Annotated in this window: 18 protein-coding genes and 2 tRNA genes; 5 read left to right on the top strand and 15 right to left on the bottom strand. The window is 68.0% G+C overall.

Going from position 1 to position 19,182, the window contains the following annotated elements; translation table 11 throughout:
- Positions 1–17 precede the first annotated feature (17 nt).
- From AC1RAA_RS06075 to AC1RAA_RS06040, 8 genes are all read right to left on the bottom strand, one after another.
- Positions 18–458: a YXWGXW repeat-containing protein gene (locus AC1RAA_RS06075; protein ID WP_062472450.1), complete on the bottom strand. Its 441-nt coding sequence runs from the start codon at positions 456–458 to the stop codon at positions 18–20.
- Positions 459–716: 258 nt separating this feature from the next.
- Positions 717–792, bottom strand: a tRNA-Asn gene (locus tag AC1RAA_RS06070).
- A gap of 189 nt (positions 793–981) precedes the next feature.
- A tRNA-Asn gene (locus AC1RAA_RS06065) sits at positions 982–1,057 on the bottom strand.
- A gap of 119 nt (positions 1,058–1,176) precedes the next feature.
- Positions 1,177–3,318, bottom strand: a complete 2,142-nt coding sequence (locus tag AC1RAA_RS06060; protein WP_492727144.1) for a TonB-dependent siderophore receptor — start codon at positions 3,316–3,318, stop codon at positions 1,177–1,179.
- Entirely contained in the window at positions 3,315–4,274 is a 960-nt protein-coding gene (thiE, locus tag AC1RAA_RS06055) for a thiamine phosphate synthase (protein ID WP_492727142.1), read from the bottom strand. The genes AC1RAA_RS06060 and thiE overlap by 4 nt, the downstream gene beginning before the upstream one ends.
- A complete protein-coding gene (locus AC1RAA_RS06050; protein WP_492727140.1) occupies positions 4,271–5,080 on the bottom strand; it encodes a thiazole synthase in 810 nt (269 codons plus the stop codon). The genes thiE and AC1RAA_RS06050 overlap by 4 nt, the downstream gene beginning before the upstream one ends.
- A gap of 38 nt (positions 5,081–5,118) precedes the next feature.
- Positions 5,119–5,316, bottom strand: a complete 198-nt coding sequence (thiS, locus tag AC1RAA_RS06045) for a sulfur carrier protein ThiS (RefSeq protein WP_062472460.1) — start codon at positions 5,314–5,316, stop codon at positions 5,119–5,121.
- A 19-nt stretch (positions 5,317–5,335) separates the two neighbouring features.
- Positions 5,336–6,442, bottom strand: coding sequence for an FAD-dependent oxidoreductase (locus AC1RAA_RS06040; protein WP_492727136.1), 1,107 nt, complete (start codon positions 6,440–6,442; stop codon positions 5,336–5,338).
- A gap of 35 nt (positions 6,443–6,477) precedes the next feature.
- Here AC1RAA_RS06040 and thiD point away from each other — a divergent pair, with 35 nt between their 5' ends.
- Positions 6,478–7,326: a bifunctional hydroxymethylpyrimidine kinase/phosphomethylpyrimidine kinase gene (gene thiD / locus AC1RAA_RS06035; RefSeq protein ID WP_159271631.1), complete on the top strand. Its 849-nt coding sequence runs from the start codon at positions 6,478–6,480 to the stop codon at positions 7,324–7,326.
- Here thiD and AC1RAA_RS06030 read toward each other — a convergent pair.
- Positions 7,271–8,611, bottom strand: coding sequence for a purine-cytosine permease family protein (locus AC1RAA_RS06030; protein WP_492727131.1), 1,341 nt, complete (start codon positions 8,609–8,611; stop codon positions 7,271–7,273). The genes thiD and AC1RAA_RS06030 overlap by 56 nt on opposite strands.
- Positions 8,612–8,922: 311 nt before the next feature.
- Here AC1RAA_RS06030 and AC1RAA_RS06025 point away from each other — a divergent pair, with 311 nt between their 5' ends.
- The 3 genes from AC1RAA_RS06025 (at position 8,923) to AC1RAA_RS06015 (ending at position 12,679) form a co-directional block, all read left to right on the top strand.
- On the top strand, positions 8,923–9,369 hold the full coding sequence (locus AC1RAA_RS06025) for a hypothetical protein (RefSeq protein WP_492727129.1): 447 nt from the start codon (positions 8,923–8,925) through the stop codon (positions 9,367–9,369).
- 72 nt (positions 9,370–9,441) lie between these two features.
- Positions 9,442–10,449: a DUF3800 domain-containing protein gene (locus tag AC1RAA_RS06020; protein ID WP_492727127.1), complete on the top strand. Its 1,008-nt coding sequence runs from the start codon at positions 9,442–9,444 to the stop codon at positions 10,447–10,449.
- A gap of 1,204 nt (positions 10,450–11,653) precedes the next feature.
- The gene (locus tag AC1RAA_RS06015; protein WP_492728337.1) at positions 11,654–12,679 is read left to right on the top strand and encodes an adenylate/guanylate cyclase domain-containing protein; all 1,026 of its coding nucleotides are present in this window, start codon (positions 11,654–11,656) and stop codon (positions 12,677–12,679) included.
- On the opposite strand, the gene AC1RAA_RS06010 is transcribed toward AC1RAA_RS06015, so the two are convergent.
- Positions 12,655–13,407 carry a TetR/AcrR family transcriptional regulator gene (locus AC1RAA_RS06010; RefSeq protein WP_492727125.1) on the bottom strand — a complete coding sequence of 251 codons (753 nt, stop codon included), beginning with the start codon at positions 13,405–13,407 and terminating at the stop codon, positions 12,655–12,657. The two genes, AC1RAA_RS06015 and AC1RAA_RS06010, sit on opposite strands and share 25 nt — an antisense overlap.
- A 115-nt stretch (positions 13,408–13,522) precedes the next feature.
- Here AC1RAA_RS06010 and AC1RAA_RS06005 point away from each other — a divergent pair, with 115 nt between their 5' ends.
- Entirely contained in the window at positions 13,523–14,824 is a 1,302-nt protein-coding gene (locus AC1RAA_RS06005) for an aspartate aminotransferase family protein (protein WP_492727123.1), read from the top strand.
- Here AC1RAA_RS06005 and AC1RAA_RS06000 read toward each other — a convergent pair.
- From AC1RAA_RS06000 to AC1RAA_RS05980, 5 genes are read right to left on the bottom strand one after another with little or no spacing between them, the layout of a single operon-like run.
- On the bottom strand, positions 14,811–15,887 hold the full coding sequence (locus tag AC1RAA_RS06000) for an NAD(P)/FAD-dependent oxidoreductase (RefSeq protein WP_492727120.1): 1,077 nt from the start codon (positions 15,885–15,887) through the stop codon (positions 14,811–14,813). The genes AC1RAA_RS06005 and AC1RAA_RS06000 overlap by 14 nt on opposite strands.
- Positions 15,845–16,174, bottom strand: a complete 330-nt coding sequence (fdxA, locus tag AC1RAA_RS05995) for a ferredoxin FdxA (protein WP_062472491.1) — start codon at positions 16,172–16,174, stop codon at positions 15,845–15,847. Before fdxA ends, AC1RAA_RS06000 begins: the two co-directional genes overlap by 43 nt.
- A 43-nt stretch (positions 16,175–16,217) precedes the next feature.
- A complete protein-coding gene (locus tag AC1RAA_RS05990; protein ID WP_062472493.1) occupies positions 16,218–17,555 on the bottom strand; it encodes a sulfate adenylyltransferase subunit 1 in 1,338 nt (445 codons plus the stop codon).
- Positions 17,555–18,508: a sulfate adenylyltransferase subunit CysD gene (gene cysD / locus AC1RAA_RS05985; protein ID WP_062472495.1), complete on the bottom strand. Its 954-nt coding sequence runs from the start codon at positions 18,506–18,508 to the stop codon at positions 17,555–17,557. Before cysD ends, AC1RAA_RS05990 begins: the two co-directional genes overlap by 1 nt.
- Before the next feature lie 31 nt (positions 18,509–18,539).
- Positions 18,540–19,172 carry a phosphoadenosine phosphosulfate reductase domain-containing protein gene (locus tag AC1RAA_RS05980; RefSeq protein ID WP_307692959.1) on the bottom strand — a complete coding sequence of 211 codons (633 nt, stop codon included), beginning with the start codon at positions 19,170–19,172 and terminating at the stop codon, positions 18,540–18,542.
- Positions 19,173–19,182 lie beyond the last annotated feature (10 nt).

The following is a 19,182-nucleotide window of genomic DNA, read 5'->3' as shown; positions in this document are numbered from 1 at the left end:
GCAAGCTGCTGCTGCTATCAGCAGCGTCCCTTCTTCGCCTGGCCGGGCGGGCAGTGGCCGCCGCCGCGGTGGTCGTCGTCATGGTCGTAGCGGTCGTGGTCATGGCGGCGGTGGTGGCGGTCTTCGCGGCGTTCCTCACGGCGCTCGGCGCGGCGCCAGTCGCCTTCGCGCCAGCGCCAGCCGCCGTCGGCGCGCACCCAGCCGCCCGGGGCATAGGCGTAGTCGGGGCGGGCCGCCACGTAGTAGCCGGGGCGCCATGCGTAGGCGCGGTCGTTCCACTGCCAATGGCCGGGCACCCAGACCTGGCCGCTGCGCGGGCGGGGCGCGGGCTCGTAGCGCGGCGCGGGCGGCGCGACCTGGATCAGGCCCGGCACGTTGATGTTGACGGACACCTGCGCCACGGCGGGCAAGGTGGCGGCGGCCACGGCGGCGGCCAGAAGAATTCGTGTGAGTTTCATCGTGATGCCCTTGATGGTTGTTATTTGTGAATGACTGAACTCAAACAACGCCTGAGCGGCGTGTCGCGTGCACGGGTTTGCCCGTGGCAGGGCAGCACAAGCCGTGAACAAAGAGGGAGTTTTGCACGCACGGCGGGGCCCGCGTGTCGGACAGGCCCGCGAGCGGGCAGACGGCGGCCGATATGTGGCGCCAAAGCAAAAGGGGCCGCAAAGCGAAAAGGCCCGTTACCTTGTGAGTAACGGGCCTTCAGCAAATGGTGGCTCCTCGACCTGGGCTCGAACCAGGGACCTACGGATTAACAGTCCGGCGCTCTACCAACTGAGCTATCGAGGAACAAGCTTTCAATTATATTCAATGGAATCGCCGTTCTGAACGGCGACCCTCAATTTTTGCCAATCGAAGTGCGTTGGGCGATTTCTTTCCATCGCTTGGCACACGTCTTCGTTCGACGGTCGTCTCACAAATGAAAAGGCCCGCTACCTTGTGAGTAGCGGGCCTTCCAGAGGCCTTGCGGCTTTGTGATGGCTCCTCGACCTGGGCTCGAACCAGGGACCTACGGATTAACAGTCCGGCGCTCTACCAACTGAGCTATCGAGGAACGAACAAGCCTTAGATTATAGCGTGATTTTTTGGGCTTCCAAAACAACGCGGCGCCGGCGCAACGAATTCGTGGCAACGACGCCGCGATGACGAAGACGAAGCGCTCCATTCATGTCGTCACATCGCGATGCTCACGCCCAGCCGCAGCGTGCGCGGCGCGCCCGGGAACAGGTAAACGTGGCTGAACTGGTAGGGCGATTCCTTCCAGTAGCGGCGGTCGAACAGGTTGTCGACGGCCAGCGTCCAGCTCGCGGCCATGCCGGCCAGCTTGGTGTCGTAGCGCAGCACCGCATCCAGGCGCGTCCACGACGGCAGACGGATGGAGCCGTCGGGCAGCACGTTGCGGCGGCCTTCGTAGGACAGCTGTCCCGCGAGTTCGAGGCCCGGCACCGACGCGAAGCGGTAGCCGGCCTGCGCGCGCAGCACCTGCTTGGGCACGTTGGTGGGCGCCTGTCCGTTGAGCTCGGGCGCGGTCGTGCTGCCGCGCCGCTTGGCGTCGATGAGTGCCACGCTGCCGCCCAGGCGCCAGGGGCCGCCGGTCCATTGCGCGCCGGCCTCGAGGCCACGATGCACCGCGCGGCCGTCGTTGCGCACCGTGCAGGACGCGCCGCACAGGTCGAGGTTGGTCATCGGGCGCGAGATGTCGAACCACGCGAGCTGCCAGTTGAGCGCCGCGTCGCCGCCCTTGAGGCCCAGTTCCCACTGGCGCGATTGCAGTGCGGGCAGCGCCTCGCCGGCGTTCGCGTACTGCGAACTCTTGTTCGGCACGACCTGCGATTCGACGCCCTTGCCCCAGCTCGCATAGGCGAGCAGCCCGGGCTGGATCGCGTAGCTGGCCGCGATCCACGGCGTGGTGATGCTGTCGCTGTAGCCGGTGGGGCGCGAGCCGTCGGTGCGGATGCTGTCGCGCGACAGCCGCGTGTGCCGCGCGCCGATCCAGGTCGTGAAGCGGTCGTTCCAGCGGATCGCGTCCTGCACCGACAGCTCGGTCGAGCGCTCGTTGCGGTTGGTGTTGGCGTCGGTCAGGCGCGGGTCGGCCGGCGTCATCGCGGTGGCCCAGATGTTGCCGGTGCCGACGTAGTTATAGGCCTGGTCCTGGAAGCGGTTGCGCACGCGGCTTTGCAGCAGGCCGAAGCCCAGCTCGTGGCGCACGCTGCCCGTCATCACGTTGCCCTTGAGATTCAGGCTGCCCGCGGTCTGCGTGCGGCGCTCGTTCTCGCTGCGGAAGTCGTACACGTCGAAGGTGCCGTCGGAGCAGTAGCGGTCGTAGTTGCCTTCGGCGCCGCAACCGAAGGCGTAGGCCAGCCGGTCGTCGGTCTTCAGGCGCTGCTGGCCGATCTGCGCGCTCCAGCGCCAGTCGGCATTCAGTGCCTGGCTGAAGCGCACCGTGCCGGTCAGCGCCTTGAACACCGAGGGCTGCGACCACGGCTGGTTGTTGAGGTTGATGCGCGGATCGACCGGTCGGGGCAGCGTGTTGCCCAGCAGGCTGTAGCCGTTCTGGCTCGGCTGCTGCTTGTGGCTTTGCTCCACCTCGAACTCGAGCACCGAGTCGCGCGTGATGCGCCAGTCGGCCGCGAGCGAGAAGAGACGGCGGCTGCCGTCCAGGTTGTGCGTGAGCGGTTTGAGCTTTTCGCCGGCCACGTTGAGCCGGTAGCCGAACTGGCGGTTCTCGCCGAAGCGGCCGCCGACGTCGAGCGCGCTCAGCACGCTGCCGCGGCTGGTGGTTTCGAGGCGGATGGTGCGCAGGTCTTGCTCGGTCGGGCGCTTGACCACGTAGTTGACGAGCCCGCCCGGCGCACTGGTGCCGGCCTGGATGCCGCTGGTGCCGCGCAGGATCTCGATGCGCTCCTTGTTGTCCAGCGGGATCGCCGTCTCGGCGCTGATCGGCAGGCTTTCGCGCCGGTAGTTGAAGCGGTTGTCGAGCACGAAGCCGCGCACCGTGAGGTAGTCCCAGTAGCCGGCGGAGTTGTAGGCGTCGGTGACCGAGGCGTCGAACTGCGTCAGGTCCGCGAGGCGGCGTGCGCCGCTGCTGCGCAGCTGCTGGCTGTCGATGATGGTGGCCGACAGCGGCAGCTCGCGCAGCGGCACATCGCCGAAGCCGCTGATCTCGGCCTGCGGCGCGGCGGCGCCGTCGTTCACGGTGACCTCGGGCAGTGCTTGCGATGTCGATTGCGCATGCGCGCCGCAGGCACCGAAAGTGAGAAGGGCTGCGGCAAGCGCGCGCGAGAGCGGGGAGTGCGAGAAAAGTCGAGCGTTCATTCTGTGCGTTCAGGGGAACCGGGGGCGGCGTGCATTGCCGTCATCCATTGCGCGGCCGTGGCCTCGGGGTCGTCGGCGGCGACCAGCGCGCGCACCACGGCAACCGAGCCGACGCCGGTGGCGAGCACTTCGGGCAACCGCACGGCATCGACGCCGCCGATGCCCACCTGCGGGTAGCCGCGCAGCAGCCGCGCGTAAGCCGCAAGCCGCGCCACGCCCTGCGGCGCGGTCGCCATCTTCTTGAGCGTGGTCGGGTAGATGGCGCCCATCGCGATGTAGCTCGGGCTCACCGCATCGGCGCGCACCATCTCGGCGTAGCCATGGGTGCTCACGCCGAGCCGCAGGCCGGAGGCGCGCAGTTGCTGCAGTTCATCGGGCGACAGCGCGTCGAGGTCTTCCTGCCCGAGGTGGATGCCGTAGGCGCCCGCCGCGATGGCAACCTGCCAGTGGTCGTTGATGAACAGCAGCGCACCGGTGCCGCGCACGGCTTCGACGGCGGCCTGCACTTCGCGCGCGACGGCCTCGGCGTCGTCCGATTTGAAGCGCAACTGCACCGTCGGCACGCCGGCGCGCGCCATGCGGCCGACCCACGCCGCGTCGGGCAGCACGGCGTAGAGGCCGAGCCGTTCGGGGCAGGGCGGAAAGGCGTCGGCGCGCGCGGTCGGCGGAAACGGGCCCATGCCGAAATCGACCGGCGCATCGGGCCATGCCGACGCGTCGAACTGGCTGAGCCGTTCGGTCTGTGCGCGCCACGCGTGGGCAAGGCATTCGGCGTCGATCTCGATGAAGCCGAGCGCGGTGCAGGCCTGCTTCGCGCCGCGGTAGATGGCGTCGTCAGACGTAAAGCGCGGCGAGCCGCTCACGGGCGCGGACGTGGCGGCGCCGAAGCGCAAGCCGTGGACCGCAACGATGGCTTGTGCCACGGCGCGGGCGTTGGAGGTGTCGATGGCGTTCATGGTGCGTGGTGCCAGAAGGGCGTGCCGAGCACGGGCGTGCTGGGCTGCGCGGCGTCCTGCGCGGCCATCGCGCCGGCGCGGTAGGCGGCGCGGCCGGCCTGCACCGCATCGGCGAACGCGCCGGCCATGGCGACCGGCTCCTGTGCGAGCGCGACGGCGGTGTTGAGCAGCACGCCGTCGTAGCCCCACTCCATCACCTGGCACGCATGCGAGGGCAGGCCGAGGCCCGCGTCGACCAGCATCGGCACCTGCAGCCGCTCGCGCAGCAGGCGCAGCGCATACGGGTTGACCGGCCCGCGGCCGGTGCCGATGGGCGCGGCCCACGGCATCACGGCCTGGCAGCCGACATCGACGAGGCGCTGGCACAGCACCAGGTCTTCGGTGCAGTACGGCAGCACATGGAAGCCGTCGCGGATCAGCTGCGACGCCGCATCGACGAGGTTCAGCGTGTCCGGCTGCAGCGTGTAGTCGTCGCCGATGAGCTCGAGCTTGATCCACGGCGTGTCGAACAGCTCGCGCGCCATCTGCGCGGTGGCGATCACTTCCTGCACGCTGTGGCAGCCGGCGGTGTTGGGCAGCACCGGCACGGCCAGCTTGCGCAGCAGCTCCCAGAAGCCGTTGCCGAGGTCGCTGTTGCCGGAGCCCTGGTTGGCCGTCTGGCGGCGCAGCGAGGCGGTCAGCATCGCGGGTTGGGCGCGCTGCACGGCGGCTTCGAGCACGTCGGGCGAGGGGTAGCGCGCGGTGCCCAGCAGCAGGCGGCTGTGGAAGGTCTGGCCGTAGAGGACCAGGGGGTCGGGATTGGTCATGGTTGTTGTCTCCATCGTCTTGTCTCTGGTGCGTTCGGTCAGCCGCCGGTCACCGGGCGGATCACCTCGACGCGGTCGTCGGCGTGCAGCGGGTGCGTGGCGTAGGCCGAGCGCGGCACGAACTCTCGGTTCACCGCCACTGCGAAGGGCGGCACGGCCTGCAGCACGGCCAGCGCGTCGGCGAGCAGCGCGCCCTCGGGCAGCGTGCAGGGCTTGTCGTTGATCAGGATGTTCATCGGGCTTGTGTTGTTCTCGTCATGCGTCGGGCACGTCCATGCCGAAGCCGCGTGCGATCGTGGAGCTGCCTTGCGCCAGCAGTTCCATCGCCGCGTCGAGCAGGGCGGGCGCGATCATGAAACCGTGGCGGTACAGGCCGTTGATCTGCAGCATGCGCGGCTGGGGCTGGCGAATGGCGGGAAGGTTGTCGGGCAGCGTGGGCCGGCATTGCGTCGCGATCTCGACGATGCGCGCCTCGGCAAAACCGCTGTGCACCGCATAGGCCGCGCTCAGCAGCTCGAGCGTGGAGCGCACGCTGGCGGGCGACAGGTCGTCCGACTCGATCTCGGTCGCGCCGATCACGAACAGGTGATCTGGCTTGGGCGCGATGTACAGCGGGTAGCGCGGATGCACGAGGCGCGTGGGGCGCTGCAGCGTGACCTCGGGCGCATGCACGCGGATCACCTCGCCGCGCACGCCGCGCAGCGCATTCCATTGCGGCTTGGCGCCGAGGCCGCGGCAGTCGATCACCCAGTCGGGCTGGCCCGCCGTGCCGGGCGAAAAGTCGGAGGGCGCACGCGGCGATTGCCAGTGCAGCGTCACGCGCGCATCGGCTTCGAGCGTGGCGCGCAGCGACGCCAGCAGTGCGCGGTTGTCGAGCTGGCCTTCGCCCGGCAGGTACAGGCCGCGCGTGAAGCGCGTGCCCAGCGAGGGCTCCAGCGCGGCGATGGAGGCGGGCGTGTCGAGCGCCTGCATCGGCGCCAGCTCGGGCACCTGCGCGCCGGTGCGCGCCAGCACGCCCGCGAGCCGCGTGGCCTCGGCGGCGTCCTGCCGGTGCCACAGCACCAGCGTGCCTTCGCGCTGGAAGAACACGGGCTGCGCCAGCGGCGCCAGCAGCTCGGGCCAGCGCGACAGAGCATGCTGTCCCATGCGCACGACCGACACCGGCGCCACGGCCGATTCGGCCAGCGGCGCGAGCATGGCCGCGGCCACGCGCGCGGCCGCGCCTTCGGCCTCGGGGCTGCCGGCCTCGTACAGGTCAATCTTGCAGCCAGCTTGCGCGAGCGTGACCGCCATCAGGCGGCCCATCAGGCCCGCGCCGAGGATCGCCGCCGAGCCGAAAGGCAGGGGATGCGGTGTGCTCATGCGGCGCCTCCGTCGGCTCGCCGATAATTTTCGACATGACCCAAGCACCCACCCAGCGCTACGCACGCGTGCTCTCCATCGCCGGCTCGGACAGCGGCGGCGGCGCCGGCATCCAGGCCGACCTCAAGACCTTCGCGGCCCTCGGCTGCTACGGCATGACGGCCATCACCGCGCTCACCGCGCAGAACACGGTGGGCGTCTCGGGCATCCACGGCGTGCCGCCCGACTTCCTGAAGGCACAGATTCAGGCCGTGGTGGAAGACATCGGCGTCGACGCCGTCAAGCTCGGCATGCTGCACGCGCCCGAGGTGGTCGAGGTGGTGGCCTGGGCCATCGACCGCTACCAGCTGAAGAACGTGGTGCTCGACCCCGTGATGATCGCCACCAGCGGCGACCGCCTGATCGCGGCCGAGACCGTGCAGGTGCTGGTGCGCGAGCTGTTCCCGCGCGCCGTGGTGGTCACGCCCAACCTCGACGAAGCCGCCTTGCTGGTCGGCCATGCCATCGGCGGCATCGACGCACTCGACGGCGCGGCCGACGAACTGCTCGCGCTCGGTGCCAAGGCCGTGCTGCTCAAGGGCGGCCACCTGCCGGGTGACGAGGTGGTCGACGTGCTGCTGGAGCGCAGCGGCGCGCGCAAGCGACTCGCGTCGCAACGCATCGCCAGCCGCAACCTGCACGGCACCGGCTGCACGCTCTCGTCGGCCATCGCCGCGCACCTGGCATTGGGCCTGGCGCTGCCCGAGGCGGTCGAGCGCGCACGCGCGTACATCCTCGGCGCGATGAGCGCCGGTGCGGATGTGCTGGTCGGCGCGGGCCACGGTCCGCTCAACCACGGCTTTGCGCCAGTGCCGACCCACCGCTTGCCGCTGTCGGCCGGCTGAGCCAGGCCAGCACGAAGGTCGCCGCCAGCGTCGGCAGCGCCGAGCCGAACTGCGGCGCCCACTTGGCGAGCGCGTGGTAGGCCGCGATGCCCGCGAGCCAGATCAGCGCCGCGCCCCAGTCGATGGTGCGCGTGCCGTTCGCCGACACGGCGTGGCCGCTGCCCAGCCGCCCCAGGATCACGCCGTACAGCGGCACGAACACCGAGCTCAGCAGCAGCAGGAAGGGTTCGAGCGTGTGCATCGGCAGCACCAGCGCGAGCCCGATGCACAGCACCGCCAGCAGCAGGCCCCAGCGCTTCACGCTCCAGCGCGGCAGCAGGCTGTGCGTGGACACCGAGCCCGAATACACGTCGCCATAGGCGTTGTCGAGTTCGTCGATGAGGATCAGCCCCAGCGCCACCAGCCCGCCCTGCGCCAACAGCAGCGCCGTGACGAGGCTGGTGCCCGGCTCGGCCACGCTCACCACCATCACGCCCAGCGCGTAGCACCAGATGTTGGCGAGCGCGTAGCCGATCCAGGTGCCGCTGAACGCGCTGCCCAGGCCGCCCGCGGCGCTGCGCTTGCCGTGGCGCGCGTAGTCGGCCACCAGCGGCAGCCACGACACCGGCATCGCAATGACCAGGTCGAGCGCGCTGAACATGCCCATGCTGCCGTTGCCCGGCCGCGCCCAGAAGGCGTCCAGGCCCTTGGCGTGCAACTGCGTCGCGAACTGCCAGCTGAGCCACAGCAGCGACAGCACCACCAGCGGCAGGCCGAAGCGGCTCACGAAGCGGCGCACCAGCTTCACCATCGACCCGGCCAGCAGCGCCAGCAGCACCGCACCCCACAGCAGCGTCGTCAGCACGCCGCCCCAGGCCGTGCCCAGCGCGGCGCCGAAGGCCTGCTGCCCGATGGCCTGCGTGCCCTCGCGCATGATCACGAGTTCGAAGGTGGTCCAGCCCACCAGCTGCACGATGTTGAGCAGCACCGGCAGCCGCGCGAAGGCGCTGCCGTAGGTGGCGTGCATCAGGCCGGCGCTGGCCAGCCCGGTTTCGCAGCCCAGCCGCGCCGTCCAGGCCAGCAGCCCGGCGCCGAGCAGCGAGCCCAGCACGATCGCCAGTGCCGCGTCGCGCGTGCCCACGGCCGGCACCAGGTAGGCGCCGATCTGCATTACCAGCAGCCCGACGCCGAGGCTGAACCACAGCGAGGCGTGGTCGTGCCAGCCGAAGACGCGCCGGGAGGCGGGCAGGGGCGTGAGCGCTTCGTTGCCGGAAGCGGAACTGTCGTTGTCGTGGTCGTGTGCCATCCGTTTTGCTCCAGTGCAAAAGGTTTGGCAGGTGGGCGAGGCTCCAGTGGCGCGGCCGTCACGCGAGACAACGCGACAGGCCACCGGACCAGCTTCCCTGCGCGAGGATTACCTCGGGCCTCCTAAGTAAACGAACAAAGAAGGCGCAATCAGGTTCAAAGGGACTTTCTCAGCAGGGACGGCAAGCCGCCCCAGCACCCCTAGCGAAATGTCATTTTAGGCGCCCGTGCTGCGAACGCATCGAAAAGTTCCTGCGTACTGCAAAATTCGGCCCCGGGGGCGGACGTCGCCGTGTCCATAGAAAAGGCCCGATGAGCTTCACTTTTGATTACACAAGCGTTGAGCCTGTGTCCCAGCAGGTCGCGGCGCAGGTCTCTATCGAAGCCGACAAACTTCGGAGGTCGTACGACTGGTGGGCCGAGCCTCTATCCATCGAATTGGATGAGGATTCCAAGCATTTGGGCGGCGGTACGCGAGTTTCGCTAGGAAGCTATGGGCCCGTGAAGGTGTCCGAGCCTGAAGACACATTGATGATGTGCCGAGACATGCGGGAAATAGTGAAAGTGCTTGTGCGCTGGTCCCAGCGCTACAGCATTACTTGGAATCTCAACGTGGCCGGACAGGATATCGGGCTCATCGCTCGGGGTGCAAACAACGATGTGTCTGCCCAGTTTTTGGGTCCTTGTGATCAACCTGGGTGGCCAGAGAGCAAGATTCCCGAGATTCTGAAAAAGCATCAGGCGCGAAAGAAGCGTTAGAGCAAACGTGCCTCTGCTCCTTGGGCATCGGATGTCCGGAGAGGATCCCAACAGAGTCCGAGCGCTAGCAACATGAACATCTTTGTCGACGAGTCGGGCACTTTTCGGACGGCGCCCGTGGCAGACGCTTGGTGCGTCGTCGTCGCCTATGTCTCGCCAGAGATTGATCGCGCTCCGTTGGCGCGACTGATCAGCGATCTGCGTGTTGAGACCTCTGGTGGGGGGGAGGCCAAGCTTCGAGATCTAACAGAAGCTCGCTATGCACGCTTCCTCACCGACCTCACGCGGCTGCGGGGCATCGCCTTCGGGGTCGCAATGGATGCGTACCAACATAGCGACGCGCAACTGATTCACCATCGCGACATGCAGGCTCAGAAGGTTCTGACGCACATCGACAAGATGCACCATGCTGAAGCCCGCAGGGGGCTAGAGGATCTTGCTACAGCGATTCGACTTCTTCCTGTTCAGTTGTACGCCCAACTTTGCGCTCAGGTCGAGCTTTGCCACGCTGTGCTCCGCACTGGGATCACATACTTCGCCCAGCGTCATCCACCGACTTTGGCGCACCTACGCTGGCGAGTCGATCGGAAGGACACGATTCCGACGGCATACGAAAACGCCTTCAGGATCATTCTTCCCGCACTGCTGCAGACAAAGTCGCTTCGAGATCCCATCTTGCAGTTGACCGGTGCCGATTACTCGTTCTTTCAGCGGTTTGAGTTCCCGAGGGGCGCGGCGCCGACCTTCCTGCGGGATGACTACGGCATCGACATGGATACTGATCCACTCGACGTAGGGAAAATGGTCCGCGAGGACTTTCGCTTGGTGGACTCAGCGGCAGTTCCCGGTGTGCAAGTCGCTGACCTATTGGCGTCGGGTCTGCGCCGCACGATGCGCGGCTATTTCGATGATCCGGAAAAGATCGCAAGACTTCTCGGCGCGAACATGCTTCAAAGAGAAAAGGGGGAGCCCCCACTGAAATTAATCTCCCTGGGGGGCGTCCCAGACATCCCGGTTACGGACCGGTCCGCCGTGCTCTTGGCTGCAATGGGGCGGTCCGCAAAGTCTCTCTTGGCTTAGGGCTTTGGTCGCTTGGCCGCTGGTCAGCGGCAGGCTTGTGACGCGTAGGAGCCCCTGCCAAGTAGCACGTTGCGATAGCAATTGATGGTCACCGCCTCGGCTTCCCGCGCAACGTCGTACCCCAGTCAGGTTCAAAGGGACTCTCTCAGTCAGCCCCGGAACAATCCGGTTCGACACCCCTAGCGATGCACCCCAGCGAACTGCGGCGCGGGGCGGATTTTATCCCTGCGCGGCAGAACGTCGCAGACGCACGAAAATCCGCGTCGCGAGGGCGGTTTCAAATGCCCCGGGGGAACCACGACACATGGCAGACGATTTCAAGCACCCGGGACCGGCACCGGCGCCACCCGCGAACGCGCCGCGCACCCGCCTGCGGCGCTTCCGAGTCGACGTCGGCACGATCATCTGCGCGGTCGCGCTGCTGCAGTCGCTGCTGCTGGTGGCCTTCGGCTACTGGGGGGCGGAGAAGCTGGTGTCGAAGGTGGGCGAGTCGGCACACAAGGTCAACCACGACCGGGTCGAGGACAACATCCTCGCCTTCCTGGCCAAGACCGAGGGCCTGGTGCGCGCCATCGCCCACACGCCCGACCTGCACCCGGCGGGCCACGACGGCGAGCAGACTGCCGAGCTGCTCTGGGCCGCGCTGGAACAGACACCCGAAATCGACAGCATCGGCGTGGGCAGCGACGACGGCCATTTCTTGATGGCCATGCGCCACCCCGCGCCGGTGGTGCGGCAGGTGCTGCGCGAGAAAGACTTCACCACCGAGACCTGGGAGTACAAGTCGCCGCCCGACAGCGACGAAGACGAAGACCCGCGGCGGCGCTACGAGACGACGCGCATCGAGGCCTTTCGCAGCGAGGACGACCCGGTGCACCAGGACTGGTTCACGCAGGCCGAGAAGGCGCAGCGCGCCGTGTGGACCGCGCCCTTCGTGCTGCCCTCGATGAAGGAACTCGGCGTGAGCCACGCGCGGCCGAGCCGGCGGCAGGACGAGGAGGGCGTCACGCAGACGATCGTGGCGGTCGCCAGCGTGTCGCTGGGGCATCTCTCGAACCTCGTGCGCCTGTTCGGCGGCACGGGCCACGGCCACAGCGCGCTGTTGAGCGCCGACCACCACGTGATCGCGCGCAGCGACCACCCGCATTCCGTGCGCGTGCTCGAAGACCCCGACGAGGGCGTGCTCGGTGCGCTGCACACCCACATGCTGGCCAACGGCAGCCGCGGCTGGACCGAGGACATGGCTTTTGCGCTCGTGCACGAGGGCATGCACTACCAGGTGCAGACCTCGCGCATTCCCGCCACCGACTGGCATCTGGTGAGCTGGGAGCCCGAAGAGGCGTTGCTGGGTGCGCTGCATCGCAACGTGCTGTGGTCGCTGCTGCTGGTGCTGGCATTCCTGGCGATCGCGCTCTTCATTTCGCTGCGCCTGTCGAAGCTGGTGACCGCGCCCATCGAAAGTCTCTCGCGCACGGCGCGGCGCATCGGGCGGCTGGAGCTCGACGACCTGCCGCGCGAGTCGAGCCGCGTGCTCGAAATCCAGCACCTGAACCAGGCGCTGGACGAATCCGCGCGCAGCCTGCAGGCCTTTCGCAAGTTCGTGCCGGTGGACGTGATCCGCCAGCTCATCGCCGAAGGGCATGCCCTCGAACCCAACGGGTCGCCGCGTCGCATCACCGCGATGTTCACCGATGTGGAAGGATTCACGGCCATCGCGGAATCGATGCCGGCCGACGTGCTGATGCGGCAGCTGACCGACTACTTCAACCTCGCGACCCGCGTGTTCGCGCGCCACGGCGGCGTGATCGACAAGTTCATGGGCGACGGCATCATGGTGCTGTGGGGTGCGCCCACCGACCTGCCCGACGCGGAGTACCGCGCCTGCGCGGCGTCGCTCGAACTGCACGCCGAGATGACCGAGCTCAACCGCCGCTGGCAGGCCGAGGGCCTGCAGCCCTTTCGCACGCGCATCGGCATGCACACCGGCATCGTGATCGCCGGGGTGCTCGGCTCGAGCGACCGGCTGTCGTACACCGCGCTGGGCGACGTGATCAATGCGGCCAGCCGCATCGAGGGCACCAACAAGCAACTGGGCACGCGCACGCTGATGTCCGAGACGACCTTCGAAGGCCTGGGCGGGCGCCTGGCCACGCGGCGCATCGAGGAGCAGATCGAGCTGCGCGGGCGGCAGACGCGGATGGTGCTCTACGAGCTGCTCGATCTGGCCTGAGCCACCTTGCGCGCGAAAGCCTCCAACCCGTCGATCGTGATCTGGATGTGCCGCTCGAAGCTGCTGTCGAGCGGCACGGTGGTGCCGTTGTCCCAGCGCAGGATGAAGGCCTTGTTGGCCAGCTGCGGCAGGTGGCGCGAAAGCACGGGATGGTCGAGCGGGCGGATCGTGTGGACGCGCTCGCGCAGCTCTTCGGCCCAGGCCTGCGTGTTGTCGGCGGGCAGGGGCGAGAACTCCATCGTCAGGAAGCCCAGCATCGCGGCGATCACGCAGTTGTAGGCCTCGCGCAGCGGCTCGCCGTCGAAGCCGGCCTCGGTCAGCGCCGCCAGCACGCCTTCGACCAGCTCGGTCGGCAGGCTGCCGTTCGACACCAGCTGCGCTCCGAGCAGCTGCGCGACGTTCGGGTGCTGCCGCACCGCGGTGCGGCAGCGGTGGAACAACTCGGCGATCCAGTCCTGCCAGGCGAGCGTGCCCTTGGGCGGCGTGACCTGCGCCATGACCGTGGCGGCGACTTCCGCGAGCAGGGCCTCGCGCGTGCTGACATGCCAGTGCACCGTGGCCGGGTACACGCCGAGCTGCGCCGCGATCTCGCGCATGCTGAAGGCGCCGAGGCCGAAGGCGTCGATGTGCGCCAGCGCGGCTTCGGCGATGCGCTGCTTCGACAGCGCCGCACCGCCGGCAGGGCGGCCGGCCGTCCGGGGGCGAGGCTCGGGGGCTTTTTTCTTCATGGATGCGGCCATTGTGCAGCGGGTGAATTGATTGTATAAATATTATTAATTGAGCATTGATCAATTAAACGGGCCGAGCGCTCCCGGCACGTTCCACTCTCAAAGGATGTCTCCCATGACGACCGCCATCGATCAGGCCCTGGCCGAGGCCCATCAACGCTTCACCGACGGCAACCCCGAAAGCTTGCGTCGCTTCGAGGCACAGACGCGCTACATGCCCGGCGCCAACAGCCGCTCGGTGCTGTTCTATGCGCCGTTCCCGCTCACCATCGCCAAAGGCGAGGGCGCGTCGCTCTGGGACGCGGACGGCCACCGCTACATCGACTTCATCGCCGAGTACACGGCCGGTGTCTACGGCCATTCGGCACCCGAGATCCGCGAGGCCGTCATCGAGGCGATGCAGGGCGGCATCAACCTCACGGGTCACAACCTGCTCGAAGGCCGGCTCGCGCAGACGATCTGCGAACGCTTCCCGCAGGTCGAGCAGCTGCGCTTCACCAACTCGGGCACCGAGGCGAACCTGATGGCGCTCACGGCCGCGCTGCGCTTCACGGGACGGCGCAAGATCGTCGTGTTCTCGGGCGGCTACCACGGCGGCGTGCTCGGCTTCGGCGACCAGCCGTCACCGACGACCGTGCCCTTCGACTTCCTCGTGCTGCCCTACAACGATGCGGACACGGCGCGCGCGCAGATCGATGCGCACGGCGCGGACATCGCCGCCATCCTGGTCGAGCCGATGCAGGGCGCGAGCGGCTGCATTCCGGGGCGGCGCGATTTCCTGCAGGCACTGCGCGACGGGGCCACGCGGGTCGGTGCGCTGCTGGTCTTCGACGAGGTGATGACGTCGCGGCTGGGGCCGCACGGGCTGGCGAACGGGCTGGGCATTTACTCCGACCTCACGACACTGGGCAAGTACATCGGTGGCGGCATGTCCTTCGGCGCCTTCGGTGGGCGAGCCGACGTGATGGCGCAGTTCGACCCGCGCACCGGCGCGCTTGCGCACTCGGGCACTTTCAACAACAACGTGATGACGATGGCGGCCGGCTATGCAGGCCTCACGCAGCTGTTCACGCCCGAGGCGGCGGGCGCGCTGGCCGAGCGGGGCGAGGCGATGCGGTCGCGGCTCAATGCGCTGTGCGAACGCGAAGGTGTCGCGATGCAGTTCACCGGCGTGGGTTCGCTCATGAATGCGCATTTCCTGCGGGGCGAGGTGCGGCGCGTGGCCGACCTGGCGGCGGCGGATGGGCGCTTGCGGCAGCTGCTGTTCTTCCACCTGCTGAGTGAGGGGATCTACACCTCGCCGCGTGGATTCGTCGTGCTCTCGCTGCCGTTGTCGACGGGAGATATCGACCGCTACGTCGCCGCCGTGGGCAGCTTCATCGAGGCCTACCGGCCGCTGCTGCTCAGCGCGGGGTAGTGCTCGCCACGCCCAGCAGCTCATGCAGGCGCGTGCTGGTGGTCGTGTACTGCAGCGGGATCGCCTTGCCGGGGAACACCCGCGCGGCCGCGCCCCAGGCGGCCAGCGTGGCCTCGTGGAAGCCGCAGACGATGAGCTTCTTCTTGCCCGGGTAGGTGTTGATGTCGCCCACCGCGAACACGCCGGGCTCGCGGGTTTCGTACTTCTCGGTGTCGACGGGCACCTGCTTGCGCTCCAGCTCGAGGCCCCAGTCGGCGATGGGGCCCAGGCGCGGCGAAATACCCAGGCAGGCGATCAACGCATCGAGCGGCAGGTCGACCGTGGTGTTGTCGGGTGTGGTGATCTGCAGTTGCTTGCCGTCGAAGGCGCTCGGCTGGCCGACCCGGAAGGCCAGCTTGCCGTCGGCCACGAGGGCGCGCATGGCGGCCACGTTCGCCTCGTCGGCCTGGAAGCCGTCGCGACGGTGGACCAGCGTCACCTGCTTGGCGATGGCCGTGAGGGCGATGGCGGTTTCCAGCGCGATGTCGTCGCCGCCATTGACCACGACCGTCTGGCCGGCGAAGCGGTCGAACGAATCGGGGTGATAGAACAGCGTCGAACCCTCGAACTGCCCGATGCCGTCGACCGTGATGCGCTTGGGCACGAAGGCGCCGACACCCGCCGCGATGAACACGGTCTTCGCGAGGAAGGCCGTGCCGGCCGAGGTGGTCAGCAGCAGGCGGTCGTCGCCCTGGCGGGCCAGGGTAGAAACCTGCTCGCCGAAGTGGAATTGCGGCTTGAACGGCGCCACCTGCTGCAGCAGCGACTGCGCCAGATCGCGCCCGCTGGTGACCGGGGTGCCGGGAATGTCGTAGATCGGCTTGTGGCCGTACAACGCCACGCACTGGCCGCCCGCGGCGGGCAGCGCATCGACGATGTGACAGGAAATCTCGAGCAGGCCCAGCTGGAAGGCCTGGAACAGGCCGACCGGACCGGCGCCGATGATCAGCGCGTCGGTCTCGATCGGTGCGGGCGCCTGGCTCAGCGCACGAGCTCCGAGATCTTGCCGGTCTTGTCCTTCCACTCTTCAGCTTCGGGCAGGGCGGGCTTGCGCTTGGTGATGCTCTTCCAGCCGTCGGCCAGGGCCAGCTCGGCGTTCAGCTTGATGAAGGCGATCTGGTCGGCCGGCAGGTCTTCCTCGGCGTAGATCGCATTGACCGGGCATTCGGGGATGCAGACGGCGCAGTCGATGCATTCATCCGGGTCGATCACCAGCATGTTGGGACCTTCGCGGAAACAGTCGACGGGGCAAACGTCCACGCAGTCGGTGTATTTGCAACGGATGCAGGCTTCGGAGACGACGTGGGTCATTTGTCTTTTAGCGTCAGGGGAAGGGGCTGGAAAACCCTAGATTTTAGGCCTTTGCGGCGGGCGGCTGCACGAGCACGGCGGCGGAGGTGCGATGAGAGGCCGTATCGACCAGCACCAGCGACCCCAGCGCACGCGATTGGGCGAAGGGCAGGACGGCCAGCGGCTGCTGCAGCGCAAGCACCACATCGCCGATGGAATTGGCTTCCAGCTGGGTCGCCGGCTCGGATTCGAGGGTGGTGATGTTCACGCGATCGACGATGCGCGCCACCTTGGCCTTGACCCAGCGGTGGCCCTGCAGCGCCCAGTACACGCGGCCGGCAACCAGTGGCTCGTCGTCGAGCCAGGCCACGGTGGCGGTGATCTCGCGCACGGGCTCGAAGGCCTCGGGCGCCAGCAGCCAGTCGCCGCGCGACACGTCGAGTTCGCGGTCGAGCACGATGCCGGCGCTGTGGCCCGCATGCACGGTCTTCGGCTGGCGCGTGTGGCTCAGCACCTGCGCCACGGTGGCGGTCTGGTTGCTGGGCAGCACGGTCACGCGCTGGCCGGGCTCCACGTGGCCCGAGGCGACGCGGCCCCAGAACACGCGGCGGCCCTGCGAGGTGTCGGCCGAGGCCGAGAACTTCTCGACCCACTGCACCGGGAAGGCGAAGGGCACGGCTTCGTCCTGCGCAGTCACGGGCAGGTCTTCGAGCAGCTCGAGCAGGCTCGGGCCTTCGTAGCCGACCCAGTCGGCATGGCGCGTGGCCACGTTCCAGCCCTTGAGGGCCGAGATCGGCACGATGGCCGCGACCTTCACGCCGGCCGCTTCGGCAAAGGCGTTCAGCGCGGTCGAGATGCGCTCGAAGGCGAGGGCGGCATCGTCGATGGCGTCGAGCTTGTTGACCGCGAACACGATCGACTGCACGCGCAGCAGGTGGGCCAGCAGCGTGTGGCGGCGCGTCTGCGGCAGCAGCTCGCGCTTGACCACGGTGCCGTCTTCGACCTCGGCGGCCCAGGCCAGCTTGGTGGCATCGACCAGCACGACGGCCGCGTCGGCGGCCGAGACGGCCGTGACCATGTTGCGCGTGTACTGCTCGTGGCCCGGCGCGTCGCCGATGATGAACTTGCGCTTGGCGGTCGAGAAGTAGCGGTAGGCCACGTCGATCGTGATGCCTTGCTCGCGCTCGGCCGAGAGGCCGTCGGTCAGCAGGGCCAGGTCGGTCTCGCCGCCGCGCTGCACGCCGGCCAGCTGGTCCTGCAGCACGGTCTTGCTGTCGACCAGCAGGCGGCCGATGAGCGTGCTCTTGCCGTCATCGACCGAGCCGCAGGTGATGAAGCGCAGGGCGGTGCCGGTGTCGCCGTGGACGTCGGACGTGGCGGGGGTTGCGATCGTTGCGCTCATCAGAAGTAACCGTCTTTCTTGCGTTTTTCCATCGAAGCTTCGGACGTCATGTCGTCCATGCGCGTGGCGCCGCGCTCGCTGACGTCGACCGACAGCGTCTCCAGCACCACGTCGCCCGCGCCTGCGGCCAGGCTCTCGACCGGGCAGGTGGTCGTGATGTCGCCCACGGTGCGAAAGCGCACGTCGCGCACCTGGACGGTCTCGCCGTCGCGCGGCGGCGTGAGTTCGGTCACGGGCACCAGCAGGCCGCGGCGCTCGACCACTTCGCGCTTGTGCGTGTAGTAGATCGACGGCAGGCCGACGTTCTCGCGCTCGATGTATTGCCACACGTCGAGCTCGGTCCAGTTCGAGATCGGGAACACGCGGAAGTGCTCGCCGGGAGCCAGGCGCGTGTTGAACAGCGTCCACAGCTCGGGGCGCTGGTCCTTGGGCTGCCACTGGCCGAAGCTGTCGCGGTGCGAAAAGATGCGCTCCTTGGCGCGGGCCTTTTCCTCGTCGCGGCGGGCGCCGCCGATCAGCGCGTCGAAGCGGAATTCTTCGATCGCCTCGAGCAGCGTCACCGACTGGTGCGCGTTGCGCGATTCGCCCGGGTGGGCCAGGCGCACGGTGCCGCGTTTCATCGAGTCTTCGACGCTGCGCACGATGAGTTCGGCGCCCAGTTCCTTCGCGCGCTGGTCGCGGTAGGCCGTCACTTCGGGGAAGTTGTGGCCCGTGTCGATCATCAGCAGCGGGTAGGGAATGCGGCCGACGCCGAAGGCTTTTTCAGCGCACTTGAGCAGCACCAGCGAGTCCTTGCCGCCCGAGAACAGCAGGGTGGGGCGCTCGAAGGCGGCGGCCACTTCGCGCAGGATGAAAATGGTTTCTTCTTCCAGCGCGTCGAGGTGCGTGTTGGACAGGTTCGCGGGTGAATGCATGGGCGGCTGCAGCAGGTCGGCTTCGGTACGGGCGTTCATCGGATGGGTCCTGGAGACGGGGAGCGATCGTTCAGTGCGACAGGTGCAAGCCGCATTCGCGGTTGTCCTCGCCCTTGGTCGGGTCCACGTAGTCGAAGTTGTTGGGCAGGCCGTTGGCTTCGCAGTATTCGTACAGGTCCTTGGACGACCAGTGCAGCAGCGGCGCGACCTTGATCAGGCCGTCCGGGTTCACGCTGACCGGGTCCATCTGCGCGCGCACGGCCGTGTCGGTGGCCCGCAGCGCGGTGAACCAGACCTTGGGCGCGGTCTCGCGCAGGGCGCGGGCAAAGGGCTCCAGCTTCACTTCTTCAGTGAAGGCGGCGTGGCGCGGATCGTCCAGCGCCGGCGTGGCACCTTCGACCGCTTCGCGGTGCGCGCGCGAGCGGCGCGGCAGGTAGATGTGTAGATGAAGGCCCAGGAGCTTCGTCACCTCGTCGGCAAAACGGTAGGTGGCCTCGGTGTTGTAGCCGTTGTCCATCCAGACCACCGGCACGTCCCGCTTGGCGCGCGTGACCATGTGCAGGATCACGGCCTCGAAGGGACGAAAGTTGGTGGTGATGATCGCGGGCTGGCCCAGGCCGACGGCCCAGTCCACCAGGCCCTCGGCGTTGCGGCCGAGTTCGGTGTTGATGCGTGCAAAGTCGATGTCGGTGGCGATGCTCATGGGGCTCTCT

This window comes from Variovorax sp. GW823-FHT04F07, from assembly GCF_058795995.1.
Note: the sequence above shows the minus strand (reverse complement) of the source record. Positions and strands in the feature narration are given on the sequence as shown.

What these genes read in the sequence shown, in the direction of transcription:
- thiD (WP_159271631.1), top strand. Translation starts at nt 6,478, where the DNA reads ATGACCCAAGCACCCACCCAGCGCTACGCACGCGTGCTCTCCATCGCC.
- AC1RAA_RS05990 (WP_062472493.1), bottom strand. Translation starts at nt 17,555, where the DNA reads ATGAGCGCAACGATCGCAACCCCCGCCACGTCCGACGTCCACGGCGAC.
- AC1RAA_RS06040 (WP_492727136.1), bottom strand. Translation starts at nt 6,442, where the DNA reads ATGAGCACACCGCATCCCCTGCCTTTCGGCTCGGCGGCGATCCTCGGC.
- AC1RAA_RS06005 (WP_492727123.1), top strand. Translation starts at nt 13,523, where the DNA reads ATGACGACCGCCATCGATCAGGCCCTGGCCGAGGCCCATCAACGCTTC.
- AC1RAA_RS06020 (WP_492727127.1), top strand. Translation starts at nt 9,442, where the DNA reads ATGAACATCTTTGTCGACGAGTCGGGCACTTTTCGGACGGCGCCCGTG.
- AC1RAA_RS06010 (WP_492727125.1), bottom strand. Translation starts at nt 13,407, where the DNA reads ATGAAGAAAAAAGCCCCCGAGCCTCGCCCCCGGACGGCCGGCCGCCCT.
- AC1RAA_RS06060 (WP_492727144.1), bottom strand. Translation starts at nt 3,318, where the DNA reads ATGAACGCTCGACTTTTCTCGCACTCCCCGCTCTCGCGCGCGCTTGCC.
- AC1RAA_RS06015 (WP_492728337.1), top strand. Translation starts at nt 11,654, where the DNA reads ATGCTGGCCAACGGCAGCCGCGGCTGGACCGAGGACATGGCTTTTGCG.
- AC1RAA_RS06025 (WP_492727129.1), top strand. Translation starts at nt 8,923, where the DNA reads ATGAGCTTCACTTTTGATTACACAAGCGTTGAGCCTGTGTCCCAGCAG.
- AC1RAA_RS05980 (WP_307692959.1), bottom strand. Translation starts at nt 19,172, where the DNA reads ATGAGCATCGCCACCGACATCGACTTTGCACGCATCAACACCGAACTC.
- AC1RAA_RS06030 (WP_492727131.1), bottom strand. Translation starts at nt 8,611, where the DNA reads ATGGCACACGACCACGACAACGACAGTTCCGCTTCCGGCAACGAAGCG.
- cysD (WP_062472495.1), bottom strand. Translation starts at nt 18,508, where the DNA reads ATGAACGCCCGTACCGAAGCCGACCTGCTGCAGCCGCCCATGCATTCA.
- thiS (WP_062472460.1), bottom strand. Translation starts at nt 5,316, where the DNA reads ATGAACATCCTGATCAACGACAAGCCCTGCACGCTGCCCGAGGGCGCG.
- AC1RAA_RS06050 (WP_492727140.1), bottom strand. Translation starts at nt 5,080, where the DNA reads ATGACCAATCCCGACCCCCTGGTCCTCTACGGCCAGACCTTCCACAGC.
- AC1RAA_RS06075 (WP_062472450.1), bottom strand. Translation starts at nt 458, where the DNA reads ATGAAACTCACACGAATTCTTCTGGCCGCCGCCGTGGCCGCCGCCACC.
- thiE (WP_492727142.1), bottom strand. Translation starts at nt 4,274, where the DNA reads ATGAACGCCATCGACACCTCCAACGCCCGCGCCGTGGCACAAGCCATC.
- fdxA (WP_062472491.1), bottom strand. Translation starts at nt 16,174, where the DNA reads ATGACCCACGTCGTCTCCGAAGCCTGCATCCGTTGCAAATACACCGAC.